Below are 25,894 nucleotides of genomic sequence, written 5' to 3' on the forward strand. Positions count from 1 at the left end.
ATGCTTGTTGGAAGAGATGGCCCAACTATCCTTGACTACGTGAGCTCCCCTTACTAGGAAACAAAAAAATTGAATAACGAGAGAATTTCAATAAGTGGCTAACTTGCACTTGAAATTTGCGAAAAATTATTTTACAACAGTTTTGTTTTTCTTACTTAAAAAAATATCAGGAAAATCAATAGCTGATAAGGGAATAGTCAGATGGGGAACAAGATGGAAAAAAGTTTTTACTGTAAAAACAGGATATTTTTTTTAAATAACAAAATCTGAATCTTTGACCAGATTTTTACATAAGGATATACTCAACTTAACAACAGAGAATTACGGAATTCCCTGTCATTTTTCATCAGACTCAAAAAGGAAAAGAAAATTTACTTTTTTTTCAGTCCTGTATGAAAAAGTTGATCTCAGGATGAATCATTTGTTTGTTATAGTTTATCTTGAAGAAAGGGTTGGCTAATATCCCTTTTAAAAAACACAAAATAATGGGAGTGATTGAAATGAGTACATCAAGATTGGTAAGGACGTTTGAAGAGTTGGTAACAATTGATTCGGTTTCAGGAAATGAAGCAAAGGTTCATGAATTTTTGAAGAAAAAGTTTGTCTCTTTTGGAATGACAGTTACAGAGGATGAGAGTATGGAATCAACAGGCTTAGGTGCAAATAATATGATTGCCACACTTAAAGGAGCTGTCGGGAAAGAACCGCTGATGTTTTCTTCACACACGGATACAGTGACACCGGGAAATGGTATCGAGATGATCGAGAAAGACGGCGTTCTCTATTCTAAAGGAGAGACAATTCTTGGAGCAGATGACAAGGCTGGAATTGCGATTATGCTGGAAGCAATTCAGCGGATTAAAGAAGAAGGAATTAAAACTGGTGATTTGGAATTTGTCCTGTCTCCGGGTGAAGAAATCGGCTTGATCGGCTCTTCTGCGCTGAATATGGATTTAATAAAATCCCAAATCGGCTATGTACTTGACAGCGGAGGTTCTGTAGGACGAGTAACAGTTGCCAGTCCGACACTTTATATGTATGACGCTGTAATAACCGGAAAGGCCGCACATGCGGGACTTGAGCCTGAAAAGGGTGTTTCAGCTGTGGCAATTTTGTCAGATGCATTAAAGAAAATAAAAATGGGCAGAATTGACGAGCGGACAACTGCCAACATAGGAGTTATCCAGGGGGGCGAAGCCACGAATATTGTGATGGACTCGCTTCTGGTAAAAGGAGAAGTTCGTGCAATCGATCCTGAAAAAGCAGAGGAGCTGATTGCTGAAATGACTGCAGCGTTTGAACAGGCAGCCTCCCTTCATGGCGGAACAGTGGAGATCACCATAAAGAAAATGGCGACAGGATTTGATGTTGATAATGACGAAAAGGTTATGCAGCTGCTTTTGTCAGCAGGTGAAGCGCTTGGTTATGAAGTGATCAGAGAAACAAGCGGAGGAGGAAGTGATGCCAATGTTTTCAATGAGAAAGGAAAGCGTGTGGTCAACCTTTCGATAGGTTATGAAAAAATCCATACAACGGATGAATATATTCCGGTAGCAGAAATGGAAAAGGCAGTTTTGCTGGTCATGGAGCTGGCTAAGCAGTCACCGGAGAGAACAGGGGTGTGACAATGAAAAAGCAGGGAACACAAATTTTAAAGATTGCTGCAGCAGTTTTGCTGCTGGCAATCAGCATCAACATGTTTCTGGGGCCGCATCATATTGCGGCCGGCGGGGTGAGCGGTATTGGGATTTTGCTTGAATACATGCTTGGAATCAATAGAGCATGGGTGGTTCTGTCATTTAATGTGGTATTGCTGATACTTGCTGCAATTTTTCTTGGAAAAAAAGTTTTTTGGAATACGTTGTTCGGCAGTATATTATTTCCGCTATTTTTACGTGTTGTTCCTGAGATTATGCTGACAACGGACCGTTTATTATCAGTGATATTTGGAAGCATCATTTTTGCAGTAGGTGTAGCTCTTTTATACAAAATACAGGCATCCAGCGGAGGAACGACAATCCCGCCACTGATTTTTGAAAAATATTTCGGTTTAAATACATCTATGGGTCTATTCTTAACGGATGTGGTAATTGTCTTTATGAGTCTTTATGTTTTTGGATTTGAGGAGTTTCTTTTTGCCATTCTGTCTATAGGAATTACATCAGTTGTTATGACCTATATTGAAACTGGCTTAAAACGAAGAAAAGCTATCATGATTATCAGTCAGTCTCATGCAGGAGATATGAGAACACAACTTCAGCATGAGATGAACCGCGGGTTGACGATTTTTGATATTCGAGGCGGAAAAGATGATGAAGGCAGAGAAATGATTTTGATGGTTGTTGCAGATCAGGAATATCCTCGAGTAAAAAGAGTGATTGATCAAATTGATCCGGACAGCTTTGTGATTACTTACAATGTTGCTGAAGTACATGGATTGGGCTTTACGTATCATCCAATCCAGTAGGAGAAAAAGGAGGAAATAAAAATGGAACCAATATTGGCTTTTACAATTGTTATGTTAATTTGGACAGTGGGGGAACTGGTTTCGTCGAAAACAAAAGCATTGATTTCAATGATGCTTGTAGCATCCATGATTTTTCTAATCGGATTTGCTGCAGACTTGTTGCCTCATGATCTGATCCAACAATCCGGACTGCTGGGGTTGGGGAGTGCGGTAGTGGGCGTAATTATTGTTCACCTTGGAACAATGATGAGCTTTGAAGATTTGAAGGCGCAGTGGCGAACCTTTGTGATCGGTTCAATTACTGTAGTGGTTATGTCTCTGGTGTTGATTTTTATTGGAGAATTAATCTTTGACCGGAATATTGCAGTTGCTGGAACAGCAGCGATTACCGGCGGAACGTTGTCCATTCTGATGGTTCAGGAAAAAGTTACAGAGCTTATGAGCGCTGGAGGAGATTTAGGTCTGCTGTCAGGATACCTTTTAGCGGTTTTCCCTCTGCTGATTCTCAATCTAAAGAATCTGGTCGGATTTTTAGTAACTGCAAATATTTTAAAGAAAGAAGCTACACGGGTGCAGGGAGAGTATCGTAAAGGAAATCTGACGTTTTATGAAAATGAAGTGAAGGAAAATATAAAAGAACAGAGCACAAGTATTCTTCCGGAATTTCTTCAGACTGCCTATGGTACGTTGTTCATTTTAGGAGCTACAGTTTATGTAGCCAGGCTTTTAAGCGATTTGACGAATGGAAATATTAATACCTTCGTGATTGCTTTGCTCCTAGGTATTATCTTGAGACACTTTAAAATACTGAAGCCCAATGCATTGTCATCAACAGATGCTTTTGGTTTGATGATGGTTTCAATAATGGTTATTGCCTTTGGACCTTTGGCGGATATTGTTCCAGCTGATCTTCTTAATCTGGTTGGACCTATTGCTTTCTATCTGGCAGCAGGAGTCCTGGTAATTTTCCTAATCTCTTATTTCCTTGGAAAAGCGGTCGGCTATTCAGGACCATTGTCTATTGCTGTTGGGATGACGACACTCTTTGGTTTTCCGGGAACAATGGTCTTAACGAAAGAAGCTGCAGCAGCAGTAGGTGAATCAGAAGAGGAGATTGCTGTAATTGAGCAAAATTTACTTCCGATCATGGTAACGGCAGGATTCTCAACGATTACAATCACCTCTGTACTTACAGGAGGATTGATTGTCGGACTGATGCTTGGTTAACTGAATAACCGAAAAATAGTATGCGGTGAGAGCTGATAGTTGCAGCTCTCCCTGCCTTTCCGGCAAAAAGTATGAGTTGTTAGGTAGAAGGGATGGAAACGATGAATCAGTCACTTTCACATTGTCAAATGGAAATTCGCAATGCTCAATTTTTTTTTGAGTGCGCGATGAAGGAATGCGAAACGAAGTTTAATATATTACTTGCCGAGTTGTCTTTGAAGAATGAACATACGGCGATACAGCGAATAAGCTCCAGAGTAAAAAGCAGCAGTTCGATTTTTGAAAAATGCCGAAAAAAGAAGCTGCCTGTGACAACTGACAGTATTTTAAACGGAATTTTTGATGGAGCTGGTGTTCGAATTATTTGTTCCTACATTGATGATGTTTACAGAATTAGAGAGATGTTTTTAGGACAGGATGATGTAGTTCTTGTGAAGGAAAAAAACTATATTCAATGTCCCAAAGAAAATGGCTACAGAAGTCTTCATTTGATTGTGCAGATCCCTGTATTTTTATCTACAATGAAAAAAAAGGTGAATGTGGAGGTTCAAATTCGTACTGCAGCAATGGATTTCTGGGCAAATCTTGAGCATGAATTAAAATATAAAAATGAATACAAAGACATGACGCTGATTCAAGAGCTGAAGCATTGTTCAGAGACGGCACACTTGCTGGATAAAGAGATGCTGCATTTAAGAGATAGAATCACATTGTTTAATCATTCGTCTTTATCAGGATAAGAGGTGTAACATGAAAATAAATAAAAAATACATAATCATCACTATTATCGGCTTGGCTGCTGTTTATTTTATCTTCTTTTTTAAACTGCCCAACCGATATATATTGAAACCTGGACCTTTGGGGGATGCTGTTCAGATGGTTTCTGTAGCAAATACACCGGAAACGACAGAAGGGAAGGCCTTTGTCACTACAGTCAGACGACGTCAAGCGACGTTAGCCAGCTATCTGGCAGCTCTGGTCTCTTATTATTCGGATGTGAAAACAGATTACACGAATCAGGGGATCATGGGGAGAGATAACCAGGATATCCAACGAGCCTTTATGGCGAACTCTCAGCAAAAAGCGATCGTTGAAGCTTATCGGGCAGCTCAGATTGAAAATGAACTGAAAGCTGTAGGCATAAGAATTATGGCAGTCAATCGGGAGGCTTCAAGCTTAGATGATTTACGGGTCAATGATATTTTGACAGCAGTGAATGATGAACCGTTTTCGCAGGAAATACTCTCTGCTCTACCAGAACTGCTTCGTGCGGGAGAGACTAAGCTAACCGTTATCAGAAATGGAGAAACAGTAGATTTAACTGTGGAAAAAACAGAGCTGGAAGGGTATTTGTTAAGTGCTGTGCTGGCTATCGAGGAAAAAACACCATCAGTTATGATTGATTCAAAAGGCTTTGGCGGACCTTCGGCAGGAGCAATGCTTACATTGAGTATCTATCAGCAGCTTACCGGTCAGGACTTGCTGCAAGGCCGAACGATTGCCGGAACTGGCACGATTGAAGAATCAGGACTAATAGGTCAGGTTGGCGGGATTTCACAAAAAGTAGCGGCTTCTCACTCCGCAAGGGCTGAAATCTTCTTTGTTCCTGACTGGGCAGACCTTGATGTGACCTCGGAGTCAAATTATGCTGAAGCAGTGAGAACAAGAGATTTTTTGCAGTCGGATATGGAAATCGTTCCGGTAAATAATCTGCAGGATATCATCAGTTATTTAAAAGAAACTCAGTAAGCCCAATACGCAAACGAGTCTATACAATAAGTCCATAGAAAAACACCAATGAAATACCTGAATAGGGTTCATTGGTGTTTTTAGGTAAAATAAAAGAGTACAGATTGTCCCTGTACTCTACCTAGAAAGGACTAAAACAAATGCATACTGATTCTAACATGCAATCAACTTACTTTGGAACTATTCACTTTTTATGTTCCATCAAAAAATAATACCGCAGGGTTCATTAACGACCTCGTTGAAGCTCTCCAAATTTCTGAACCTTATCTGTTTGGCAGACCCAGAGAGTATGACCTGAACGCTATGTTGAAATTACTTTTATTCGCTTACACCCGCAGTGTCTTCAGTAGTCGGAAAATCCAGCAGTTAGCCAAAGAAAATCTTTCTGCCTGTTGGTTGACTCAGGAACTGGTTCCCTCCTATATATCGGTCTAGTATGTTGACCACCTTAAAATTAAATGATGCTTCTAACCCAAGAAATGTGCAGCCAGCACGGGAGCAACTCGGCAAAAAACGCCGATTTCATCCCTAACTGGAGTCAAACTAGCTGTAAAAATTATAGAAACAGCTGGTAATTCCCCAGTTGCTTTTGAGGCTGCTCGTTCTTGTTGTTAAAGCATACAAGTTAAAATTTTCTATCATTGAATATCATTTATGAACGATCTCTTAATATAATTTGGTCAGAGCACTAGGATAAGTCATCCGAGATTCATTATAAAGGATTTTTTTTGTTTTTGGATAGTGAATAGTTTAACGCAACATCAAGGATAAAACCAGTGAATAAAATTTCTAGTAAAAATTTCGTTCACTGGTTTTATGAATTTATAAGATGATTTTAATAGGTTTGATACGTAAATGCCCAGTGGTATCTTCTATGGTTAGGAAATACATAGGAGGAAGCCTTTCTTTCATAAAATGACCTGGTATAGCCATTTCTAAAGCTTAAAGATCGCCATTGAATGTTTAGTAATGAAGACCAATCTCTCCCATTGTACAAGATCTGATCAGCAATGTTAGGTACGGATTCTACGTAGGCTCGTGTTTTTGGCTCAAAATTACCAAGTATTTCTGTTAGTGCGTCATTTCCCTCTAAATAGTTTGATGTTGCTGTCTCATCCGTTTCTGCAGCTGAAGCAGAATATAGACCTAGACTAAAACAAGAAAAGCTGATAACGAATAAACAAAATGATGTGATAACTTTTTCATAAAAAATTCTTTCTAAACGTTTTTTTGAACTCTTTTATAGTACAATAACAAAAAAATGTCTAATTGTTAATAATTTTTTAATGAAATAGTATAAAATGGAGGTATTTTATGGAGTTGATTATTGAGAATCTTACGGTGAAAATTGGAAAAGAGAAAATTATTGAACATTTATGTCTTCAAGTGGCTTCTGGTGAAGTACTGGGTGTCGTTGCACCTAATGGTACTGGTAAAACCACCTTATTTAAAACCATCGGTACATTATTGCCAATTGAACAAGGGCGAATCGTACTCTCCCATTTTGATTTGGAAACAAACCGAAAAATGTATCTGGGCAATATATTCTTTATTGAAGGTGTAGACAATTTATATGAAAATTTAACAGCAAGAGAACATTTAAATTATGTAAACCATATCTGGAAAGGGAAAGATGAGGTTGACAAAATTTTGACCTTGTTACAAATGACAGACTATGCAGATAAACCCGTTAAAAAGCTGTCACTAGGTATGAAGCAGCATCTATTGATTGGCATGTATCTAGCTAGTAATGCAACTGTTTTGCTATTTGATGAACCGCTTAATGGTTTAGACCCAACTAGTGTGGAAATCGTCAATAACTGCTTAAAAAGACTGAGTGAAGAAAATAAAATTATTCTTCTTTCCTCACACGATTTATTTAACTTGGAAAGAACCTGTTCGAGAGTTGTTTTTATGAAAAATAAAAAGATTGCTCGTGTAGTGAAACAACTAACTCATCTCGAAGAAGAATACAAGCTTATTTTTCAAGGAAAGGGGCGCTTGTAGCATGTTCATTTTTGAAATTAGAAAAATATTAAAAGAAAAGAGTTTTTATTTTCTTCTGGCGCTCTTCTTTTTGATGTTATTATCACCAGTTTTTTCAAGAGATACTTTGAATGACCAATTTCAAGCTGTTCAGCTTAAAAGCGTGCTGAAACAAAATAAGGAGAATATCAATCAATTAGCAGATATCCCGGAAGCAAGTACTCTTGTTAAAGATTTAAAGGAAGTGAATCATCGTTTAGAATCAATGCTTGAGGCGATAGAGCAGGGGGATAAGGAAGCATTAGTAAAAACAGAATATGAATTAGAAATGAAAAATTTGGAGGATACACTTTCAGGCAAATTATACGGAAGGCCGTTAGTGGAACAAGAGAAGACAGTGAAAGAGTTACACTTTTTAATTGAAAATCAGATTACACAAGTTGACTACAATAAAACGAAAATGCCTGGTCTGAATTATCTGCATATGACGGTATCATACGGTCTCCCTTATACTTTTTTCTTTATATTTATTGGTTTGATCATTTCAGGAATAATGACTTTAGAAAAAAGGAAGTACACGATTTCATTTTATAATGTACTCCCTGTTTCTCCTTTAAAGAAGATGTTCATCAAAATAGCATCAGGATTCATATATACTTTTTTAGGGACACTGTTCCTTTTCGTTATTGTCTTCCTAATCTTTAGCGCTTTTGAAGGAACAGGTTCACTGGATTATCCAGTTGGGATTATTACTAACAATGGTGAAGCCGAACTTATCACACTTTCTGTGTATTTATTACGCATTTTCGTTTTGTTTAGCTTGTGGTTGCTCTTCTTTTCTTGCCTAAGCTTTCTGATTTCGCTGTTCACAGGGAATAGTGCTGTAAATATGTCAATGCTGTTCTTTTTGATTTTGGGCGCTGAATTTTCACCATTTAAAAATGATTTTCTGATTACTTCTCACGTTAATTTTCCCAACATTGTAGTTGGCGGCTCAGGATATACAGAGCCTATAGGAACAACGATTTCCTTTCCATTTTCAGCAGGTATTATTTTGAGCTATTGCTTAGCTATACTACTTGTTTCCTATTTCGTTTTAAAAAGAAAACGTTGGGTTTTTTAGTGAAGATTGGGACTGCAATGTCATCAAAGTAAGGAATTCAGCAGGTTATTGAGAAATGGAAAAAATTGAAAATAAGTAGGACCATTTGAAAAACTGATCATTTTTTGTAAAACAGCTGTCATGGTTCTGCCTTTCTTTCATTTTTTGACAAGCCAAATAAGCCGACACTTATCTGCTTTTAGAAAGTAATGTTATTTTTTGTGGCAGAATAAACGCGGTTTTTTCCAAAGTGAGTTGACTTTCTTGCTCAAAGGCGGTGAACGTAGAGTAATAAAACAGTACCGGAGAGAATGATCTTGGACGAATTGATAAAGCTATTGGACGACCATACGACTTACATCGGACATGAACTAATTGAAGATGCTTTTACTATTTGTGTTTCGTCAAATCGACAGATTGCTGCCTGTCCTTTGTTTAAAAGCTAAATTGACTATGGAAAAGACTACTTGAAGAAAGTCCTGAATGTTCAGATTATTATTTCCCCAACACAACGTGTTGCACATGATAAAGAAGATCAAAAAATCTCTCCAGCTAATGAAACCCGCAAAATGACTTTGGAGAAAAAATACAGAAGAGTCAAAGGCTTTCTGCCGTAACGAACCGAGATGTACCGATTGTCCGCTAAGTTCCTGCTTGACAGTTGTTTGAGCCCCCTGGTATTGTTCTTGATGAATGTTTAAAATAGTTAAATTTGAGTATTTTTTTGATATCACGAGATATGGTCTGTCGTTCCCTTCTGTTTTTTTGTGTAGTGACTTAATCTTAACAGAGAACGATAGGTTATTTTACTCTGAAATAAGAACGGGACTGAGAAATTATCTCTAATTTCATCAGTCCCGTTTATTATAGAGCTTCTTTTTATAACGCCAATTATAAAAATTAAGCTAGACAATATGAAAGATCATTTATAATACACTCAATCTGTATTTCAAACTAAAGAAAACAAGGAGTACTCATAAATGATCTATATCAATATTGTTATAAACAAACTCATCTTAAATAGGATATTATTTTCATTTCAATCAACCGGTCCGTTATGCAGCTCAAGAATTGGACTGTACACTTCAGGATGATTTATAATATCTATCTGTCTATTTGACAGGGAGTAGTTCATATATCAGTGATTTCTTTTAATTCTGCTTTCTCGGTTAATGGTTTATAAATAGTAACAATTGAAAGTTTTGTCTCAGCATCTGGAACAATAGGAGTTACTTTACAAACTAACTTATAATTTACACCGGCAACGATCTGAGTACCAAGTAGGGCAAAGGGTTCTATACTTGACCCATCTAACCCACTAACAGCTTCCTTTAAAACCTTTCTTACGTCTTCTGTGATTTCTGGTGTTTCAGGAATAGTCCAACCGCCAACTTTTGTCATAAATAATTCCTCCCATGTGCTTATTTTCAAAGTAAAAATCACTTTGTAAATAAAATTATATAATGTATGTACGGATTATGCAACAAATATGGTGTGGATTTCTGGAAAATGTAATTTGATCACCACATAGCATCTTTGAAAATACGCGGTTAGGCAATAATCGGTTACTTCAAAAAATCGGTTTATGAGAAAGGAATGCTGATATGAAAAAGGAATGCTGATATGAAAAAGAAGGATTGTTTTGAATGTGACGAAGAACTAAGGTTCAATACAAATATTGGCAATCCAGAATGTGAAGATCGCGGATATATATTCATAAATTGACTATGTTGTTTTGAAAGATTTTTATGATTGAGAGCAAGAGGAGCTTTCTAAGGGCTTAGAAGCTGTTAGGATGGAGTATTTTCCAAACGGTTTTATATAAAAGTGATCTATTTCAAAAACCGTTGTTTTTGAGAAGAGAGAATTTTTATTGACATGGAATGACTACCATAAATACAAAGGTAAGGGCGGTCAATTTAGCTTTGATACAGAAAAAGATGAATATGTTAGATGTGGGCTATTTTTATAAGAGTATTCAGATGTATTGGGAGAAAAATTACCTGATGACTGCTATGTTGATGGTTTCAGAAATGATCTAACAGTTTGCAAATGGTGTGCCCAAAAATTGTCAAACAAAGTGTAGCCTATTCAATCTCATAAAAAAGAATCGGAGACTGGGATGAAATGATAGGCTCTCTATAAAATAGAGCTATTTTTCCTTGTCTACTTTATAGGGAGCCTATCCATCCTGCTGACTGCTTCTTATCAAGTCATCTTTAATGTTGATTTTATCTTTTTTTCCCTCAATGCTGCCAGGTTCAGAATAAAGAACGCTGCCGCAAAGCATAGAAGAATCATGAGGTTAAACAGAAAATCCTTCTGGAAGTCTGCATTCAGCTGGGCAGATTCTGCGATCAGCTCATTGGTTCGTGCAAACCAGTAAGTTGGCGTGAACGAACCAATTTTTAAAACGAATACCGGCATGATCGAAGCTGGAACGAAGATACCACCCAAGAAGCAGCTGCCCATGATAAAGACATTGTTGATACCGCCGATGGCTTCATTGTTGTGGATAAAGCTTGTAATAAAAGTTGAGAAACTGACCATGACAATAAAGAACACTGCGGTATTTAGTAAAGTATAGCCTGTATATGCGTTGAAGCCGCTCCTTGTAAAAATCAGCATATAGATAATAAATGCCAGTGTGATAGCAACAGAATAACCGAGCATACCTATGGAAATCCGACGGGAAAGCTTTTGCTTGGAAATTGGCGAACAGTTATTGCGGCGCTTAATTTCTGGACGGTTAAAGGCCAGATTAATGACTGCATAGCCGGAAAAAATGGAGGTGAACAGTCCATACGCCAATAAATTAAATACTCTTGCTGTTACCAGTCGATTTTGCTTTTTGGCATGATTTGCATTCAGCACAACTTTCCCATTGGAGATGAGGCTTTTGTTTGTTGTTTTAATAAGTTCAGAGGTTTCCATATCTGCTGCTTTTTGAAAATCCAAATAGGTATTCAGATAGTTATTAATATAGGTATCCATTAATGATTTTGAGAAAGAGTCCGGTCTTGTCTGAACTTCCATCATAGGTATTTTGCCCGCTGAAAGTTTAGAAGCAAAGCCCTTTTTGATTGTCAGGATGTAATCAGTCTGACGGAAATACAGCGCATCATCTTTACTTTTTTGATTATTTTCAAGCTTCATAACATCAGCATGCTGTTCAATGTATGAAGCTAAGGCTTTACTAAGCTCAGAGTTGTCTTCGTCAATGATGGCTGCAGCAGCTGTTTCCAGATTGCTGACATCAGCCGAAGAGGAGCTGGAATATAAAAAGGTGACTGCAAACGTAATGATGACACCTAACAGCAGTGAACCTTTATTCTTTTTAAGGATTTGCAGGATAGCATTATAGATGGTCATAGTGAGCCTTCCTTTCGAAGTAGAAATTTGCAAGAATAAAGAAAACAGTAAAGCCGATTAAATATAGAATATTTGTAAAAAACGGTTGGATATCGCTGTAGTAATACAACTGATAAAAGCTTTCGCTCAGCAAGTTGACCAGATTGATGCGCCCTAAAATCGGGAAGTTCATATCAATCGTATATTTGATTTGTTCGGTTCCCATCATGCCGGCTAAAAAACTCATCATCATAGTCAGTGAAATGGCAAGCGATGATTTTTTGTTGAAATCTCCTTTAACTGTATGGGCAATAAATGATCCGAAAGCAAGTGCACATAGACATCCTAATGCGCAGGTAAGGATAATCCAGCCCCAGCGCTGCCCGAAATCTACGCCGTAGACAAAGTGGAATACAGCTAATTGAATAAGTATTTCCAGGAAAAACAACGTATACGCAGCGAGCATATTGCTGATAATAATCAATAGTTTATTTGTTGGTGCCATGCTCAAACGAATCCCGTTTGGCGACTGATCAGCTTTTTCGTCATTGACATTTCTCAAACCCCAGAAAAATCCGTACATACAGGCCATTCCAACGAGGGTGAAGAAGTAAAAGCTTTTAGTACTGCCGTTTTTTGAATACTCATTTTCCTCAATAAAGTTTTTCTGTGAAAAATAATCTTCTGTAAGCTGCTCCGGTGTTACTTGCCCGGAAGCAAGCAGTGTCTCTATCTTTTGTTTTTGCTGCAGATATTGATCCAAAAATTCTTTTAAAATAGTCTGGCTGATGCCGTCTGCTGCAATATGAAGGGTAATTTCATCTCCGTCAAAGCTGTAATAGCCGCTGATTTTTCCGCCTTCCAGCTGCTTTTGAGCTTCTGCGGCAGACAGTTCTTTATTTTTGAATGCAGGCTTTTCTCCCACTTTTAGCTGTTCTAAAATGCTGGTGAACGGTGCAATATTTTCTTCATTTTTAGTAACAACAGCGATATCTGACGGCTCTACAACATCCAGATTATCCAATCCGCTAAACGCAAAGTTAAACAGCAATCCCAGAACAATTGGGAAAGCCAATGTCCAAAACAACAACGAATAATTTTTTGACATAACCTTTATGCGATATTTATATAAATGCCAAAACATAATTTTCCTCCTAATCCCGCAGCTCTTTGCCGGTAATTTCAAGAAACACATCATTTAACGTAATTTCCTGTGTGCGGATACTTCCATATGAGACAGCCTGCTGCTCCAAATAGTTCAGTAATTCGATAAGTGTCGTTTTCGTATTTGAAGTCTGGATGGTCAGATAATTGTCTTCATGAACAGCTTCCAGAACGTTTGCCAGCTGATGGATTTGCTGGATATGGCTCTGAGAAAGCTCGGGAATCTCGAGAACCAGTTTTTCATTGTTGCGAATCATGTCCTTCAACTGTTCTTTGCTTCCTTCTGCAATCACCTGTCCTTGATCAATAATGACGATTTGATTGCACAATAATTCAACTTCTTCCATATAATGTGTGGTGTAAACAATAGTTGCTCCTTGAGCATTCAGTTCTTTGATACTGTCCAGAATTTTATTCCGGCTTTGCGGATCAACAGCCACAGTTGGCTCGTCCAGAAAGATTAATTCCGGTTTATGAACGATTCCGCAGGCGATGTTTAGTCGGCGTTTTAGCCCGCCGCTTAATTTGTTCGGAGTAAACTTTATAAATTCTTCCAGTCCGACGAGTTGGATGACCTCATCCACATGTTGAATGCGTGCGGCCTTATCTGTAATATACAGACCACAGTAATAATCAATGTTGTCTTTCACTGTAAGTTCTTCAAAAACAGCTACTTCCTGAGGAACGATACCAATTCGGCGCTTCAAGTCATAACGGTTGGGCGCCATCGGTTCTCCAAAAAGTTTGATTTCACCACGGTCATAGGAAAGAAGGGAGAGCATACAGTTGATTGCTGTTGATTTTCCGCTGCCATTCGGTCCGAGTAAACCAAGAATGTCGCCGTTTTTTACGTTCAAATTAAAATGATTTAAAGCAGTTAAGTCCCCATAGCGTTTTACCAGATTATTTATTTCGATGATCATATGAAAAACTCCTTTAAAATTTCTTTATACTATGACTCACTAGTGTTGCATTAAAATCTCCACCTATTCCATAACACAAAAAAATCCTTTATAATTGAACTCGGATGACTTATCCAAGACCAATATAAAGGACTATACATGGATAAGTATAAAACAAATTCAGCATTTAATAAATGGTTTTCTGCCATAAAATTAGAAACTCTTTCTGTTTACTCAAAAAAATGGATTCTTGATTACAATTCGTATCGTAAAAAATTGTCTTTTGAATCGGTCTTGAAACTCTTTCTCTACGCAATTAACGAAGAAAAAGAGAGTTTACGTGATTTGAGCACCGCTCTGATTAACCGATCGCTTCAAATAGAAACCGATGTGACAACCATTAGTCATACCCAATTATCTCGTGCGTTCAACGCACTTGAACCAAAGGGATTAGAAGACATTTTCCAACAGCTTTTAGAAAAAGTCCAGCACCAGATGAAACCAACCAAGCGAAACAGTCTTTATCTGATTGATTCCAGCACTTTTTCTCTCAGCTTGAAGCGACACAAATGGGCGACTTTTCGAAAAACCAAGTCAGGAGTCAAACTGCACTTGAATTACTGTTATATGGATGATGCCACGATGTATCCTGCTGATTTCACTTTGACTAATGCCCACAAACATGATGTTAATCAGTTGAATGTGTTAGTGAATCAACCCGAAGCGACCTATGTCTTTGATCGTGGCTATTTGGATTTTGAAAAGATGGATCAGATGCATTGGGATGGTTATTTCTTCGTCACGCGTATCAAGAAAAATACCAATGTTCATGTAGTAGAAACGTTGGACCCCTCACTCAAAGAAGGAATGCTGCGAGACGAACTCGTTCGTTTAGGTTCTAAAACCTATTTGACAGCGAACTTCCGACTAGTGACCATTCAAGACAAAAGTGGGCGTGCGTTTCAATTCATTACCAATCGAATGGACTGTTCTTCAAAAGAAATAGCAGATATGTACCATGCTCGTTGGCAAATCGAATTGTTTTTCAAACATATCAAACAACACATGACCAGTAAAACGTTCTTTTCTCAAAGCGAAAAGGGCGTGCATAATCAATTGATTTAAACGATGATTTCCGCTCTGTTAACCTTCCTCATTAAAATAGAGACGAACACGAAACAATCTGTTTTCCAAATCAAACGATTCTTTCGCTATTTATTGTTCCGTCCATTTGAATGTTGGTTAGAGAAGTTGATACCTACGTGAGAAAAAGGATGCGTAACTTTTTGTTTTCAGTTGAATATTCGCACAAAAATTTCTGGAAAACAGTCATCCCTTGCGTCAGCACAGTTTTTTTTCACAAATTCCACAGAAGGTAGTTTTCAGAATATTCTAAAAGGGTTTTATGCAACACTAGTGAAATAATATGGTTGTCTTAGCTTATACTCTCTATTTACTATCACATAGCTTATTTTTTATAATTCTAAATTTTATATAATTTGATTTGTCAAATTAAGTTAGACAATACGTCCTCATGCATGTAGCTCATAAATATTTCCAATGGTGTCCGGTAGTTCAATGATTTTCCAGGAATGTGATTCCGTCTAGAAGCCACTGCCGAGACAAACTGTTGATCCACTGTATTAAAATCCATTTGTTTAGGCAACCCATCTTTTCGTAATAACCCGTTAGAGTGTTCATTTGTGCTCACTCCTTATAATTCTTTCGACGGAACTATTTTGAGTGTAGCACAAATGACTTTTTATTTTTTGTCTAACTTAATTTTACTATCTGCGAAACAGCGGGACTGTTTAGGTCATTCAGATATCCAAACAATTATGAACATCTATGCTCACGTTACAAAAGAACAAAAACAAAGAACAGCTGCTTTATTTGCGAGCTATACCGGAATATAAATGGCATTTAGTCCAAACAAAAAGGACTAAAAACAATTGATAAACCCTAACAAATCAACGTTTTTAGTCCGATTTAATTAAAACTCTATGGAGACGGCGGGGGTGCAATATTATGCGTTAAGGTACGATAGTCAGCGTATTTCTCATATGAAACTAAAAAAAAATAATTAGTGTTAGTCACTGTGTGAACCCATATCATAGTCAAAAATCAGGGCAAGAATTTGTATCGAAGCCGATGAAATCAACTGCACGAAACGGAACATCTTTGTATATTAGAGCTCAATTGTAAAAAAAACATACTTTTATTCTAAGCATGTTTTTTTATTTTACATTTGATAAATAATTTGAATATTAAACGGTTTAATCAATCCAATAGTTTGCATAGCAAAACAATAGTTGTTTCCAAAACCAACTTGAACGTTCTCATATTTGCTCCAAGCAAAATCGTAAACATCATTTACTGTCACTGTAAATTTATATCCTCCATTAGCCTGCCGTACATAGTTTATTACATAACTAACATTGTGAAGAGCCCAGTATGGATCACCAGAAGTAAATGCGTACGATCCTCTTTGGACATACGTTGAAAGATAGGAGCCATTTTTTTTGAAATCACTGTAATTTGCATTAAGTATAGGTGTTGCAATAGTCTGTGCCCAACTATTATTTTTTGACAAATAAAGCGAAGGTGCTGCTGCCCCAGGACTAGTTACTTCTGCATGTGCCATATAGTTCGCTGTCATAGTCCCACCCCTACTAGCTACTAGAGTTTGACCTGCACGATATGCTTTCTTCTGAATAATGAATGGATCTACAACTCTTTGATTCCTTGGGATTGCCTGCTCATTTAAATTAGGATGCACAACTTGTTCTGTTGTTTTTATTTCATTAGCCTCGGATTTACTCTCAATTGAACTTATAATGTACTCATTATATTCCTGATTCGTTATTCCTGAGTTTTTATCAACTAACCCCAAAATTTCATCAATATAGCTGCTATTTCCCATATTGTCTTGTAAGAAATCGTCAATTCTCGTTTGAGTTTTGGCAGTAATATAGAGCTCTTCCTTTTCATCTTTCAAAACTGCGTTTTCTGGATTTTCTTTTGTTATTTCTTCAACTATTTGTTCATTACTTAGCTCTTCCGCATAGGAATCACCCCAAATCCCAATTACACCAAACAAAAATAGACCTAAAACTAGAATTTTTTTCATATTCACCCTCCTAAATTTAATGTATTTATTCTATTACGATAATATCATTATGTCAAAAATAATTTAAATAAAACTAAAAGAGCAGGTAGAATAAAGGGGCGTGCGCAACTGATTGGCCATTGAATCGGAGTCATTAGCCTGCGATTAGTTGAAGCAGCAGTTGTTGAAACAAGCCCTGTCATTCATGAGTCCAATAGCTTCGAGTCTCTTGAAAGGACACATGTTGGCAGAGGTGGTCAAACTGGATTTTTTCCATAAACTCTTTGACTAGAACAAGGCCAGAGTTGGAAGAGAGAGTACGTTTGGTATTGAATTGAAGAACAGAATAGTGTAAAGTCAACATAGAGAACACTCCTTTGCTTTGTGGTTTTAGACGACTTAACAATACCATAGGGTGTGCTCTTTTGGTACACAAAATGGGGGAAAATCCAAAATAGCTGTAAAGCAGACAGGACGTAGCTTTAAAGCTAACTATTAAAAATGTATGAATTTATAAGATATAATGCTTATACGAGTGAACTAGGAAACTAAGTGCCGAAATAGACTAAATGGATGCTCTCCATCAAAAGTAAGCTTGTTATGTAATGGTTTGATTGTCTTTTCTAACTTCAGAAAGTTTCTACTAAAAAAATAGGCATACTAAATAAACGTCGAACAGATGATTTTTTTCGACGTCTACCTTTTAGTTGCTTTATATTGAGCTTTAAGATGAATGACCATCATGGCGGCGGTTAGCCAAAGTGTCAGCCGACTTTTAGTTCGAACGCCACTGGCCTCTATGCCACAATCAACCAAGACTTGTTTGTTGATTCGTTCGACGGCTGTTCGTTGCTTCATAAGAGCTTTCCACTGGTTTGATTGACGCGGAAAAACTGGGAAGAAGCGCGGATTATCAGCCATCTTGGTGGTAAAAGGTTCGTCCGTAGGGTGAGCTTGAACAGGGCTCGGATAAGGGACAGGTCACGCATTTGGCCACCATAGCTGGGCAACGCCATTTAGTTCGCTTTCGTTGGGCGTCATTCCAGTTGAAACGCATTGGTAAGCCGCCTTCGCAGATAGGAATCCCATCTGCGTTGACCTTAAGTTCCTTATAAGTAAAGTTACCAGCTAGACGCTTATTCAAGGCAATAATGGCAGGAATCTTCCACTCTTCAAGCAAATGACAGGTTTCATAGTTATCAGAAGCAGAGTCGGACAAAAAGGCGTTGAGAGTGAACTCTGGATAAAGCGCTCGAAACTCAGCTAAAGCCACCAGAGCCGTGACACTGTCATGACGGCGAGCTTCAACCAGCCTTAAATAAATCGGTAAATCGAGCTGTAATTCTTTATGGTAAGTCGCTAAGAAATAAGCAGTGTGCCCATAATAATACTGTTCTTTATGACTATCCCAGCCCCAGGTTGCCAGAGGGTCTGAATAGCGGCGAGGGCAATTGCAAGTAAAAATACCTGCTTTTCGACACTGGCAGAGAATACGTCCATAGTTAGAGGCACCAGTGTAAACGCAGGTCCCGTCACCGCTAACAGTAAGATCACGAGAAAGCAGTCCAGCGGCGACAGAGGCATCAATACTAATCCGTTTGAAGAGCCGTTGCAGAAAGCGTTCTGGCCGATTTAAGGCAAAGTTTCCTTTGCGAATGAGTCTGGCAATTTGAGTGGTTCGTTTCTCTTTTTTCTCGGGCATCTTTTCATTCTTTTTCAATTTTTTTGTGGGTTTCCGACCTAGTTTACAGCGTAATGTAGCGACTTCCCCTGTCGGCATCAACCGCCGACTTAATTCGTAAAAAGAAGGCAGCGTCGGCAAACGGTCGAACTCAATGCCGATAATGGCGCGGAAAACAGCTCTCTTTTTCAGCTTATCAAGAAGCTTTTCCCATGAAATGTTGAGGTAGGCGCACAAGATATAAGCCCTAAAAATCTCAATTTGCGCGAGGGCAGGACGCCCAGTATGAGAATACAGTTCCCGCAGAACGGAATGAGCAGAGTCAAAATTAAGGTGTGTAAACATTTGAATGAGATCGTCATATTCGTCAAGTGCTTCTGGAGTGACAGAGCCAAGAAGGAGGAGCCGAGTATCGAGATATTCTTGATGGGATTGCAGATGTTTTAACATAAAAAAACCTACTTTCAGTGGGATACAGATTAGGCACCTGTTCTCACTGATTATGTAGGCTATTTTCAAAAGTCAAGTAAAAACCCTTGGAAACGCGTTATTTTAAAGGGATAAATAAAAAAAGCAAGTGGAGGAACTCTCAAAATTGAGAGAGCTGAAACTCGCTGGTAAAAGGTGGCTAGAGTTTCCTAGTCATCACTATACAGTTCAGGAGGAGATTATATGGGAAAAAAGATAAAACACTTTTCTTTTGTTGGGATCTTTACAACCCTTTTTACATTTGCTTTGGGTTATTTTCTTCAAACAATTCTATTTCCTATACAAGACTTGAATACTTTGTCAAAAGAAGAGCTACTAAAAACACAAAAAGAAGCTGCTCTAAATTATGATTTAGGTATTGTACTAATGAAAATATCATTAGTACTTCTAATCATTTTTGTATTTATTTACTTGTTTTTATTTTTCCTAAATTGCAAGAACAAGTTTGCCACTTATCGAAAAAAGTGAAAATCGTCTATTATTACCAGTTTCCGTTGTTGATTGGATAGGGAGCAGCGAGGTGATAGTCTGACTTGGACAGACACATTTGCCAGGCTTCCCAGACGTGAAATCACGCCACAGGAGGCTCGCTGTCCGATCAATTCACCACGAGCTGAACTTCTTGTTCAAACAGCCCCCTTGGTGTTCGATCATCTAAAATTCTACGAGTAAGGACATTCAATCTCTTGAATGTCCTTACGACTATAACCTTCAAGACTTTCATGCTTCGGTATCTTGCGCCGAATCATTCGGTTGTGTTTTTCATTCGTGCCACGCTCACAAGAAGTATAGGGATACGTGAAATAGACTGCATAATGGTCTTTAAGTGTTTTCGTTAACGAGGCAAACTCAGAGCCGTTGTCTGAAGTAACCGACTGAAAGACCCCTTTGAAGATGGACGAACCGAATTCTTTGATTAAGTGTTGAAGGGCATAGGCCACTGAATCTGCGTCCTTGTTATCAATTAAGCGAATGAGTTCAAAGTGACTCTTTCGTTCGGTCAGTGTCAATAAGGCCGTCTCTGAGCCTTCACGTTTTCCAACGACTGTATCAATTTCAAAGTGACCAAATTCTGTTCGTTCTTCGACATGAGCGGGATGTTCTTCAATACTTTTCCCCAAAACCTTCTTGTTTTTACGTGATTGCCTGGTGGTTCTTTTTCGACTAACTTGATTTTGGAGGTCAACATTTCTGATCTCAAGCAGCTGCTAATCAATGTACTTATAGAGTGTGGTTGTACAGACCATTTCTTCTGGAAAGAAAAGCTGATGACGCTTGGCAACCCTAACAGCGACATCTGGTGCATAAACCGCTGTTTTGAACTGTTCAATAAAATAGGCAAGAAAAGCTTTTACCTAATAAAACTTGCTTGTTCGGTGGCAGCGCTGGCGCTTTTCCTTGTAGAGATTCTGAGCATACTCAGGATCATACTTGTGATAGTAGTGAATCATGCCATTGATCTTGCGTATTTGCTTCACGGTACCGCGGGTTAATTCATTACTGATTGTTTGCCGACTGACACCTAAGCGTCTGCTCATTTCTCCATGGGAGAGCTTTTCTTCCAGCCAAGTAGCAATTTGACCGCGTTCAATCGCAGTGAGGTGTTTCCCTTTGGTGCGTTTTGTAGTAGAATGAGCATACGTCATAGTGAAAAATCTCCTTATTGTTTGGTTGCGGAACCTCAATAATACACGATTTTTTCACTAGGGTGTTTTTTATTTTCTGCCGTGGCTAACTTGATTATAAAATTTGCAAAAGAGAAAACTACTATAATAATTAGAGTTATACATATATGAGACAGAGAAGGTGATTTATTATGGAAAAGAGTAAAGATATTGTCCATGAGCTGTACATTAATCTTTCCAAATACTCAGGAAATGACATGGATGAGCTTAGAGAAGTGCTGCTAAAAGTTTATTCAAAGCTTGGACCTGCTGGGGAAAATCCGCCGTTAATCAATCACTTGGTTAACTTTATTTACTTTAAGGAAGTAAATGAGCGTCTGTCATTTACGGATAGTCAGCAGAAGCTGATCCGTCAGTTATTTGAAATTGGGAGTAAATCCGCTTTTAATGGTGTTTATCGTTCTGATTTTGTTGATACTGGACAATTCGATTAGTATTGTAAATTACAGTATTACTGATTTTTCACTTAATTGAAATTAAGGGGAGTTTGTATCAGTCAAAATTAAATAACGTGGAGGTGATGTGGATTATGAGTTGCAGTTACAAAAAACATTCAGTTTATAACGACGGAAGCTCAGTCAAATCTGTCTGTAAACTGCCAAGATGACGGGCTAAGCAGTAGGAAGTTGGCAATAATAAAGAGTATCAAGCTCTTGTAAATAGGTATGATTTTAATGATATTCCTCTATTTAAAGGATGTATTCAGCTATGACTAAATCAGGGTTACACTTATGTTTGGAAAGGTTTATATTTGCCTGATTGGAAGGATAGACTGTTTGGATGAGACAAAAGAAAAAGTCATGAATTACTTGAAAGTATGTTGGATGAAGATTCTGAATATATGGGATTGTGAGATAACGATGAACAGGTGAAAGAAGAGCTTTACAGGGAAATAGAGCTTCTTAGGTAGTTGGGTTGCTAAGATGCAGTAGTAGAAGGTATCTTGAAAAAAGACTTCATATACTATCTAAAAGTTATGTATATTTACTCCATTATCAACAACAATAGTGTATGTAAGCATACTGATTTTTATGATTTCTTCAGATAGTTTATTTTTCAGTACATTGGATTAAAATGATAAAAGGATTAACCAAACCTGCAAACTCAACAACCTGAAATTGGATAACGAAAGAGCTGAACCATATATTTATTTTCGCTTATCCTGTGTCCTATCGTAGAGTATCCTAATAGGTTGCTCGTATCTCAAAAAAATAAAAAGGTTGTTACACTGACTCCGTTAAGGGTTATGTGACAGCCTTTTTTCAGTCCTTTGCCAAAACAATTGCTCAAGGTCGAGCCAAAGTATTATAATTCGGTGAATTGCTTAGCTCGAATTACATCCAGTTGTTGATTACCAGCAGACAGCTTACATTTTATTTGGATGTATATGTTCTTTACAAGTATAAGAGGAAAGAACAATTTTAATGATTTCTGCCACAGTTCCTGCTTCAATTAATCTGCAGCGGCAGTACATTTCAACAGCTGTTTTGGAATTTTCTCCAAGCAATTGTACTTTTTTTCCTTGACAGACTCCGTGAATATACAGTGTTAGAGAATTATCCTGCTTATAACCAAAATTTACTGGAACAATATAAGGAAAGGGTTCATCAAATATTGTCAGACGAACTCCGTGACATTCTTCCGCAATTTCTTTTACCTTTTCCCAAGCCTAAATTTCCCATTCATTTCTTCTTATCTTCACAGACACATCCTTCTTGACTTATTATACTGCAAAGAGCAGAAAACATGTTTACCCATTAGGAAACAAGCTTTTTTTTGATATAAGTGTCTCAAATGGGGAGAGATGTCTAATGGCAAAATGTATTTTGAAGATTGATTATATTAGGGTGTGTCTGAAAACTCAAGCGGCGAATATTTTGGTGATTTTTATAGAACTCCTCATCATAAATACTCGCTTATGAACCACATAACCTGTACTTTCTTCCTTGATTTCCACAAAAACCACTGAAAAATTCAACTTCCACTACCTTTTCAGACACTCCCTAGATTTTGGTAAGTAAAATTTAATAAGGGTGTTCTTTGACAGGTACTTAGACTTGCAGATATATCGACAGTTAGGAAAATGTTTATGAGGATAGATAAATTTAGTGTTTGTGAAATTTCTGTTTCTGACCTGTTTTTAGTGATTTTTTTCTGCCATTGGTGATTGACAGGAAAATGTCTGGAGGCAGTTGAAAAATGAAGAGCGATTATACCATGCTTGCTGACTAAATTGTTCTCAGTATTTTGTAAATAAATGAGTAGACCAAATGAAGTGAGGGAATCTTTTATTGCACATCAAAACCCAAATAAGAAATTTTCTCAAAATCTTGTTGACAAAAATGATGAACGGCTATATATTTAATTTGTGAATAATACCAATGGCTCTTTTTAAGGTCCTTTGGTTTTTCCGGAAGGAGGAGGATACATTTGATCGGTTTACTGGTGGTTACTCACGGGAATTTAGGCAAGTCATTGTTGGAATCTATTGCTATTATCACTGGAGAAGTAAAATATGCAGAATCAATAGGGCTGTATCATGGAGATAGTCCGGAAGTATTTCGAGGCAGGATTCAGGAAATGATTGAAAAATTGGATTCAGGAAAAGGGGTGCTTGTTCTGGTTGATTTTTTCGGCGGAACACCTGGTAATGAGGTGTTGAAGCTGTTGCCAAGAGAAAAAATGAAAGTGCTTTCCGGAGTGAATATGGCGATGCTTTTGGAGGTTGTTGTGAACCGGGATTTTTCAAATGACGTGGAACAGATTGGCCGGATAGCGTTGGAAAGCGGAAGCAGGAGCGTCATGGATTTAAATAAAGCATACAATAATATGATAGAAAGGACAGGTAAATAATTATGGGTATTGTATTGGCAAGAATCGATGACCGTTTAATTCACGGACAAGTCATGACATCATGGCTTAATTATACTGGTGCAAACAGAATCATTATCGTAGATGAGGAGACAGCGAATGATACGTTTTTAAAGATGATAGTGACTTCTGTAGCTCCTGCAAATATAAGAACGGAGGTTTTTGATATTGAAGGAGGAGCCGAAATATTAAGCAATCTTGGTGAATCAGATAAGGTAATTGTTTTAGTAAAATCACCTTCTTGCTATGTGGAATTGCTGAAAAGAGGCGTAGCACTGGAAAAGGTGAATATTGGAGGAATGGGTGCCAAAGAAGGTCGTTCTAAATTTTATAAAAATATTTCTGCATCTGAAGAAGAAAAGGGTTGGTTAAAAGAGCTGATTGACAATGGTGTCAATGTTAGTATTCAAATTATTGCTGAAGATAAGTCCATTGATGTTTCAAAGTTAGTAAGTTAGGAGGAATAAGAGAATGGGTATTTCATTTATACAGGCAATCTTAATTGGTATCGTTTATTATCTTGGTGTTACAGGCACTCCGTGGTTCTCATTACTGGGAAGTATTTCATTTATGCAAAAGCCTCTTGTAGCAGGAACGATTGTTGGATTTATTCTGGGTGATCCTATTCAGGGTGTGATTATCGGAGCGGCGATTCAACTGCCGTATATTGCATTTATCTCTGCCGGGGGGACAGCCCCGGTAGATCCGGGACTGGCAGGTACGCTTGGTACGGCACTGGCACTGGCATCTGGAGCAGACCCGCAGACAGCAGTAACACTGGCGATGCCGATTGGATTACTGGGAACTGTAATTTGGGTTGCCCATATGACGGTGGATGTATTTTTTGTTCATATGGCTGATAAAGCAGCTGATGAGGGCAATCTCGACCGCATCAATTTTCTGCATGTAGTACCGCCGCAAATTATCCTCCTCCTGATGAGTGTAATTCCAGTTGCATTTGCAGCGTACTACGGCTCTGGGGCAGTAAGCAGTATACTGGGATATTTGGATGGGACGCCTCTTCATATTTTACAGGTCATCGGCGGGTTGCTTCCTGCGTTAGGTATCGCAATGAATTTGCGTTCCATTAATCGTCCAAACACGATGCTGTTCTTTATTTTAGGGTTTGTAATGGCAATATACATGGGATTGGATGTTATTGTCATAGCTGTGGTTGGAGCGATTATTGCCTACTTATATACCATTACACCAAGAAATGAAATTAGCGGGTTAGGCTAAAGAAGAGGGAGGAATAGAAATGGAGCAAGCAACAGAGAATGAAGGTTCAGAAGTAAGAAAAGAGCTCTCGAAAAAGGACGTGGCAAAATCGTTTTGGCGTTGGACATTTTTCAGTCATGCCAACTACAATTATGAACGTTTGGAAGCGACGGGATTAGTTCATGCATTTAGTCCAATCATAAAAAAGCTCTATGCAGATAATCCGGAGGAATACCGAAATGCGTTAAAAAGACACATGGCGTTTTTTAATACTGAGCCTCATTTTGGCGGAGTTATTTGCGGAATGGTTATTGCAATGGAAGAAGATCGTGCCAATGGCGCACCAATCACAGATGATGCCATTAATGGAATAAAGACCGGATTGATGGGACCGTTTGCCGGTATTGGCGATACACTTTGGCAGGGCACCTTGACTCCTATTTTGCTGGCTTTTGGGGTGAGTCTGGGTTCAGAAGGAAATCTGATGGGGCCGCTGGTTTACGGGCTGATGATGTTTGGGATTATGTTTTCTCTTGCCTATTTTGTCTGGATGCAGGGGTACAGGATGGGGAAGACAGGGATTGAAAAAATTTTAAGCAGTAATATTTTGCAGTATTTAATCACAGGTGCGTCCGCAATGGGTGCTATTGTACTGGGAGCATTAACAGCCAACTTTGTTTCAGTTTCTTCCCCTTTTGTTATTAAGGTCGGAACTGTCGAGCTGGGGCTGCAGGAAGATATACTGGATAAGCTGTTTAAAGGGATTCTGCCTTTAGGGATTACATTGCTCACACTGTATCTTTTGAAGAATCGAAAAATGAAGTCGACAACTGTTATGCTGATTTTAGTTGTGATAGGCGTTGTTTTTGGCACAGCAAATATATTCTAAGGGA

General features: G+C 38.1%; 22 protein-coding genes and 3 pseudogenes. 17 read left to right on the forward strand and 8 right to left on the reverse strand.

Features of this window, described 5'->3' with window-relative positions:
• The first annotated feature begins 500 nt into the window (after window positions 1-500).
• The 10 genes from LI951_RS11920 to LI951_RS11960 all read left to right on the forward strand — a co-directional run bounded on the left by LI951_RS11920 (window position 501) and on the right by LI951_RS11960 (window position 9,148).
• Window positions 501-1,625 (forward strand): M20/M25/M40 family metallo-hydrolase, encoded by a 1,125-nt coding sequence (locus tag LI951_RS11920; RefSeq protein ID WP_229442315.1) that lies wholly within the window; start codon window positions 501-503, stop codon window positions 1,623-1,625.
• A 2-nt stretch (window positions 1,626-1,627) separates the two neighbouring features.
• On the forward strand, window positions 1,628-2,467 hold the full coding sequence (locus LI951_RS11925) for a YitT family protein (protein ID WP_202068131.1): 840 nt from the start codon (window positions 1,628-1,630) through the stop codon (window positions 2,465-2,467).
• 21 nt (window positions 2,468-2,488) lie between these two features.
• Entirely contained in the window at window positions 2,489-3,694 is a 1,206-nt protein-coding gene (locus LI951_RS11930; protein ID WP_229442316.1) for a hypothetical protein, read from the forward strand.
• Between the two features lie 101 nt (window positions 3,695-3,795).
• Complete coding sequence (locus LI951_RS11935) at window positions 3,796-4,434, forward strand: GTP pyrophosphokinase (protein ID WP_202068078.1); 639 nt, start codon at window positions 3,796-3,798, stop codon at window positions 4,432-4,434.
• A 10-nt stretch (window positions 4,435-4,444) separates the two neighbouring features.
• A complete protein-coding gene (locus LI951_RS11940) occupies window positions 4,445-5,443 on the forward strand; it encodes a S16 family serine protease (protein WP_202068077.1) in 999 nt (332 codons plus the stop codon).
• A 303-nt stretch (window positions 5,444-5,746) separates the two neighbouring features.
• Complete coding sequence (locus LI951_RS11945; RefSeq protein ID WP_229442317.1) at window positions 5,747-5,878, forward strand: hypothetical protein; 132 nt, start codon at window positions 5,747-5,749, stop codon at window positions 5,876-5,878.
• Window positions 5,879-6,757: 879 nt separating this feature from the next.
• Window positions 6,758-7,450, forward strand: a complete 693-nt coding sequence (locus tag LI951_RS11950) for an ATP-binding cassette domain-containing protein (protein WP_229442318.1) — start codon at window positions 6,758-6,760, stop codon at window positions 7,448-7,450.
• Between the two features lies 1 nt (window position 7,451).
• Entirely contained in the window at window positions 7,452-8,552 is a 1,101-nt protein-coding gene (locus tag LI951_RS11955) for an ABC transporter permease (RefSeq protein WP_229442319.1), read from the forward strand.
• Window positions 8,553-8,848: 296 nt separating this feature from the next.
• A complete protein-coding gene (locus tag LI951_RS15150; protein WP_267491400.1) occupies window positions 8,849-8,977 on the forward strand; it encodes a hypothetical protein in 129 nt (42 codons plus the stop codon).
• Window positions 8,978-8,998: 21 nt separating this feature from the next.
• Window positions 8,999-9,148, forward strand: a complete 150-nt coding sequence (locus tag LI951_RS11960) for a hypothetical protein (protein WP_229442320.1) — start codon at window positions 8,999-9,001, stop codon at window positions 9,146-9,148.
• A gap of 514 nt (window positions 9,149-9,662) precedes the next feature.
• Here the strand turns inward: LI951_RS11960 and LI951_RS11965 are convergent.
• The 4 genes from LI951_RS11965 to LI951_RS11980 form a co-directional block, all read right to left on the reverse strand.
• On the reverse strand, window positions 9,663-9,932 hold the full coding sequence (locus tag LI951_RS11965; protein WP_229442321.1) for a hypothetical protein: 270 nt from the start codon (window positions 9,930-9,932) through the stop codon (window positions 9,663-9,665).
• An 807-nt stretch (window positions 9,933-10,739) separates the two neighbouring features.
• Entirely contained in the window at window positions 10,740-11,903 is a 1,164-nt protein-coding gene (locus LI951_RS11970; RefSeq protein WP_229442322.1) for an ABC transporter permease, read from the reverse strand.
• Entirely contained in the window at window positions 11,890-13,026 is a 1,137-nt protein-coding gene (locus LI951_RS11975; RefSeq protein ID WP_229442323.1) for an ABC transporter permease, read from the reverse strand. Before LI951_RS11975 ends, LI951_RS11970 begins: the two co-directional genes overlap by 14 nt.
• A 10-nt stretch (window positions 13,027-13,036) precedes the next feature.
• Entirely contained in the window at window positions 13,037-13,969 is a 933-nt protein-coding gene (locus tag LI951_RS11980) for an ABC transporter ATP-binding protein (RefSeq protein ID WP_202067587.1), read from the reverse strand.
• 138 nt (window positions 13,970-14,107) lie between these two features.
• On the opposite strand from LI951_RS11980, the pseudogene LI951_RS11985 reads away from it, so the two are divergent.
• Window positions 14,108-15,214: pseudogene (locus LI951_RS11985) on the forward strand (IS4 family transposase).
• A 241-nt stretch (window positions 15,215-15,455) separates the two neighbouring features.
• On the opposite strand, the pseudogene LI951_RS11990 reads toward LI951_RS11985, so the two are convergent.
• The 3 genes and pseudogenes from LI951_RS11990 to LI951_RS12000 all read right to left on the reverse strand — a co-directional run.
• Window positions 15,456-15,650 (reverse strand): annotated as a pseudogene (locus tag LI951_RS11990) (IS30 family transposase); the annotation flags it as partial.
• Window positions 15,651-16,190: 540 nt separating this feature from the next.
• The gene (locus tag LI951_RS11995) at window positions 16,191-17,078 is read right to left on the reverse strand and encodes a hypothetical protein (protein ID WP_229442325.1); all 888 of its coding nucleotides are present in this window, start codon (window positions 17,076-17,078) and stop codon (window positions 16,191-16,193) included.
• Between the two features lie 892 nt (window positions 17,079-17,970).
• Window positions 17,971-19,188, reverse strand: coding sequence for a hypothetical protein (locus tag LI951_RS12000; RefSeq protein WP_229442326.1), 1,218 nt, complete (start codon window positions 19,186-19,188; stop codon window positions 17,971-17,973).
• A gap of 222 nt (window positions 19,189-19,410) precedes the next feature.
• Here LI951_RS12000 and LI951_RS12005 point away from each other — a divergent pair, with 222 nt between their 5' ends.
• Window positions 19,411-19,695, forward strand: a complete 285-nt coding sequence (locus tag LI951_RS12005; protein ID WP_229442327.1) for a hypothetical protein — start codon at window positions 19,411-19,413, stop codon at window positions 19,693-19,695.
• A 130-nt stretch (window positions 19,696-19,825) separates the two neighbouring features.
• On the opposite strand, the pseudogene LI951_RS15430 reads toward LI951_RS12005, so the two are convergent.
• A pseudogene (locus tag LI951_RS15430) lies at window positions 19,826-20,873 on the reverse strand (IS30 family transposase).
• Window positions 20,874-21,043: 170 nt separating this feature from the next.
• Between LI951_RS15430 and LI951_RS12020 the strand changes: the two are divergent.
• The 5 genes from LI951_RS12020 to LI951_RS12045 all read left to right on the forward strand — a co-directional run bounded on the left by LI951_RS12020 (window position 21,044) and on the right by LI951_RS12045 (window position 25,890).
• Entirely contained in the window at window positions 21,044-21,346 is a 303-nt protein-coding gene (locus tag LI951_RS12020; protein ID WP_229442329.1) for a bacteriocin immunity protein, read from the forward strand.
• A 1,996-nt stretch (window positions 21,347-23,342) separates the two neighbouring features.
• Window positions 23,343-23,765 carry a PTS sugar transporter subunit IIA gene (locus LI951_RS12030; protein WP_202067599.1) on the forward strand — a complete coding sequence of 141 codons (423 nt, stop codon included), beginning with the start codon at window positions 23,343-23,345 and terminating at the stop codon, window positions 23,763-23,765.
• A gap of 2 nt (window positions 23,766-23,767) precedes the next feature.
• Entirely contained in the window at window positions 23,768-24,241 is a 474-nt protein-coding gene (locus LI951_RS12035) for a PTS system mannose/fructose/N-acetylgalactosamine-transporter subunit IIB (RefSeq protein WP_202067600.1), read from the forward strand.
• A 13-nt stretch (window positions 24,242-24,254) separates the two neighbouring features.
• Window positions 24,255-25,022: a PTS mannose/fructose/sorbose/N-acetylgalactosamine transporter subunit IIC gene (locus LI951_RS12040; protein ID WP_202067601.1), complete on the forward strand. Its 768-nt coding sequence runs from the start codon at window positions 24,255-24,257 to the stop codon at window positions 25,020-25,022.
• Between the two features lie 19 nt (window positions 25,023-25,041).
• Entirely contained in the window at window positions 25,042-25,890 is an 849-nt protein-coding gene (locus LI951_RS12045; RefSeq protein ID WP_229442330.1) for a PTS system mannose/fructose/sorbose family transporter subunit IID, read from the forward strand.
• Window positions 25,891-25,894: the final 4 nt, after the last annotated feature.

This window comes from Enterococcus sp. BWT-B8, from assembly GCF_020567625.1.
Classification (GTDB): Bacteria; Bacillota; Bacilli; order Lactobacillales; family Enterococcaceae; genus Enterococcus_L.

Excerpts from the sequence above, each read along its gene's own strand:
- LI951_RS11920 (WP_229442315.1), top strand. The coding sequence starts at position 501 with ATGAGTACATCAAGATTGGTAAGGACGTTTGAAGAGTTGGTAACAATT.
- LI951_RS11925 (WP_202068131.1), top strand. The coding sequence starts at position 1,628 with ATGAAAAAGCAGGGAACACAAATTTTAAAGATTGCTGCAGCAGTTTTG.
- LI951_RS11930 (WP_229442316.1), top strand. The coding sequence starts at position 2,489 with ATGGAACCAATATTGGCTTTTACAATTGTTATGTTAATTTGGACAGTG.
- LI951_RS11935 (WP_202068078.1), top strand. The coding sequence starts at position 3,796 with ATGAATCAGTCACTTTCACATTGTCAAATGGAAATTCGCAATGCTCAA.
- LI951_RS11940 (WP_202068077.1), top strand. The coding sequence starts at position 4,445 with ATGAAAATAAATAAAAAATACATAATCATCACTATTATCGGCTTGGCT.
- LI951_RS11945 (WP_229442317.1), top strand. The coding sequence starts at position 5,747 with ATGTTGAAATTACTTTTATTCGCTTACACCCGCAGTGTCTTCAGTAGT.
- LI951_RS11950 (WP_229442318.1), top strand. The coding sequence starts at position 6,758 with ATGGAGTTGATTATTGAGAATCTTACGGTGAAAATTGGAAAAGAGAAA.
- LI951_RS11955 (WP_229442319.1), top strand. The coding sequence starts at position 7,452 with ATGTTCATTTTTGAAATTAGAAAAATATTAAAAGAAAAGAGTTTTTAT.
- LI951_RS11965 (WP_229442321.1), bottom strand. The coding sequence starts at position 9,932 with ATGACAAAAGTTGGCGGTTGGACTATTCCTGAAACACCAGAAATCACA.
- LI951_RS11970 (WP_229442322.1), bottom strand. The coding sequence starts at position 11,903 with ATGACCATCTATAATGCTATCCTGCAAATCCTTAAAAAGAATAAAGGT.
- LI951_RS11975 (WP_229442323.1), bottom strand. The coding sequence starts at position 13,026 with ATGTTTTGGCATTTATATAAATATCGCATAAAGGTTATGTCAAAAAAT.
- LI951_RS11980 (WP_202067587.1), bottom strand. The coding sequence starts at position 13,969 with ATGATCATCGAAATAAATAATCTGGTAAAACGCTATGGGGACTTAACT.
- LI951_RS11995 (WP_229442325.1), bottom strand. The coding sequence starts at position 17,078 with ATGAAAAAAATTCTAGTTTTAGGTCTATTTTTGTTTGGTGTAATTGGG.
- LI951_RS12000 (WP_229442326.1), bottom strand. The coding sequence starts at position 19,188 with ATGTTAAAACATCTGCAATCCCATCAAGAATATCTCGATACTCGGCTC.
- LI951_RS12005 (WP_229442327.1), top strand. The coding sequence starts at position 19,411 with ATGGGAAAAAAGATAAAACACTTTTCTTTTGTTGGGATCTTTACAACC.
- LI951_RS12020 (WP_229442329.1), top strand. The coding sequence starts at position 21,044 with ATGGAAAAGAGTAAAGATATTGTCCATGAGCTGTACATTAATCTTTCC.
- LI951_RS12035 (WP_202067600.1), top strand. The coding sequence starts at position 23,768 with ATGGGTATTGTATTGGCAAGAATCGATGACCGTTTAATTCACGGACAA.
- LI951_RS12040 (WP_202067601.1), top strand. The coding sequence starts at position 24,255 with ATGGGTATTTCATTTATACAGGCAATCTTAATTGGTATCGTTTATTAT.
- LI951_RS12045 (WP_229442330.1), top strand. The coding sequence starts at position 25,042 with ATGGAGCAAGCAACAGAGAATGAAGGTTCAGAAGTAAGAAAAGAGCTC.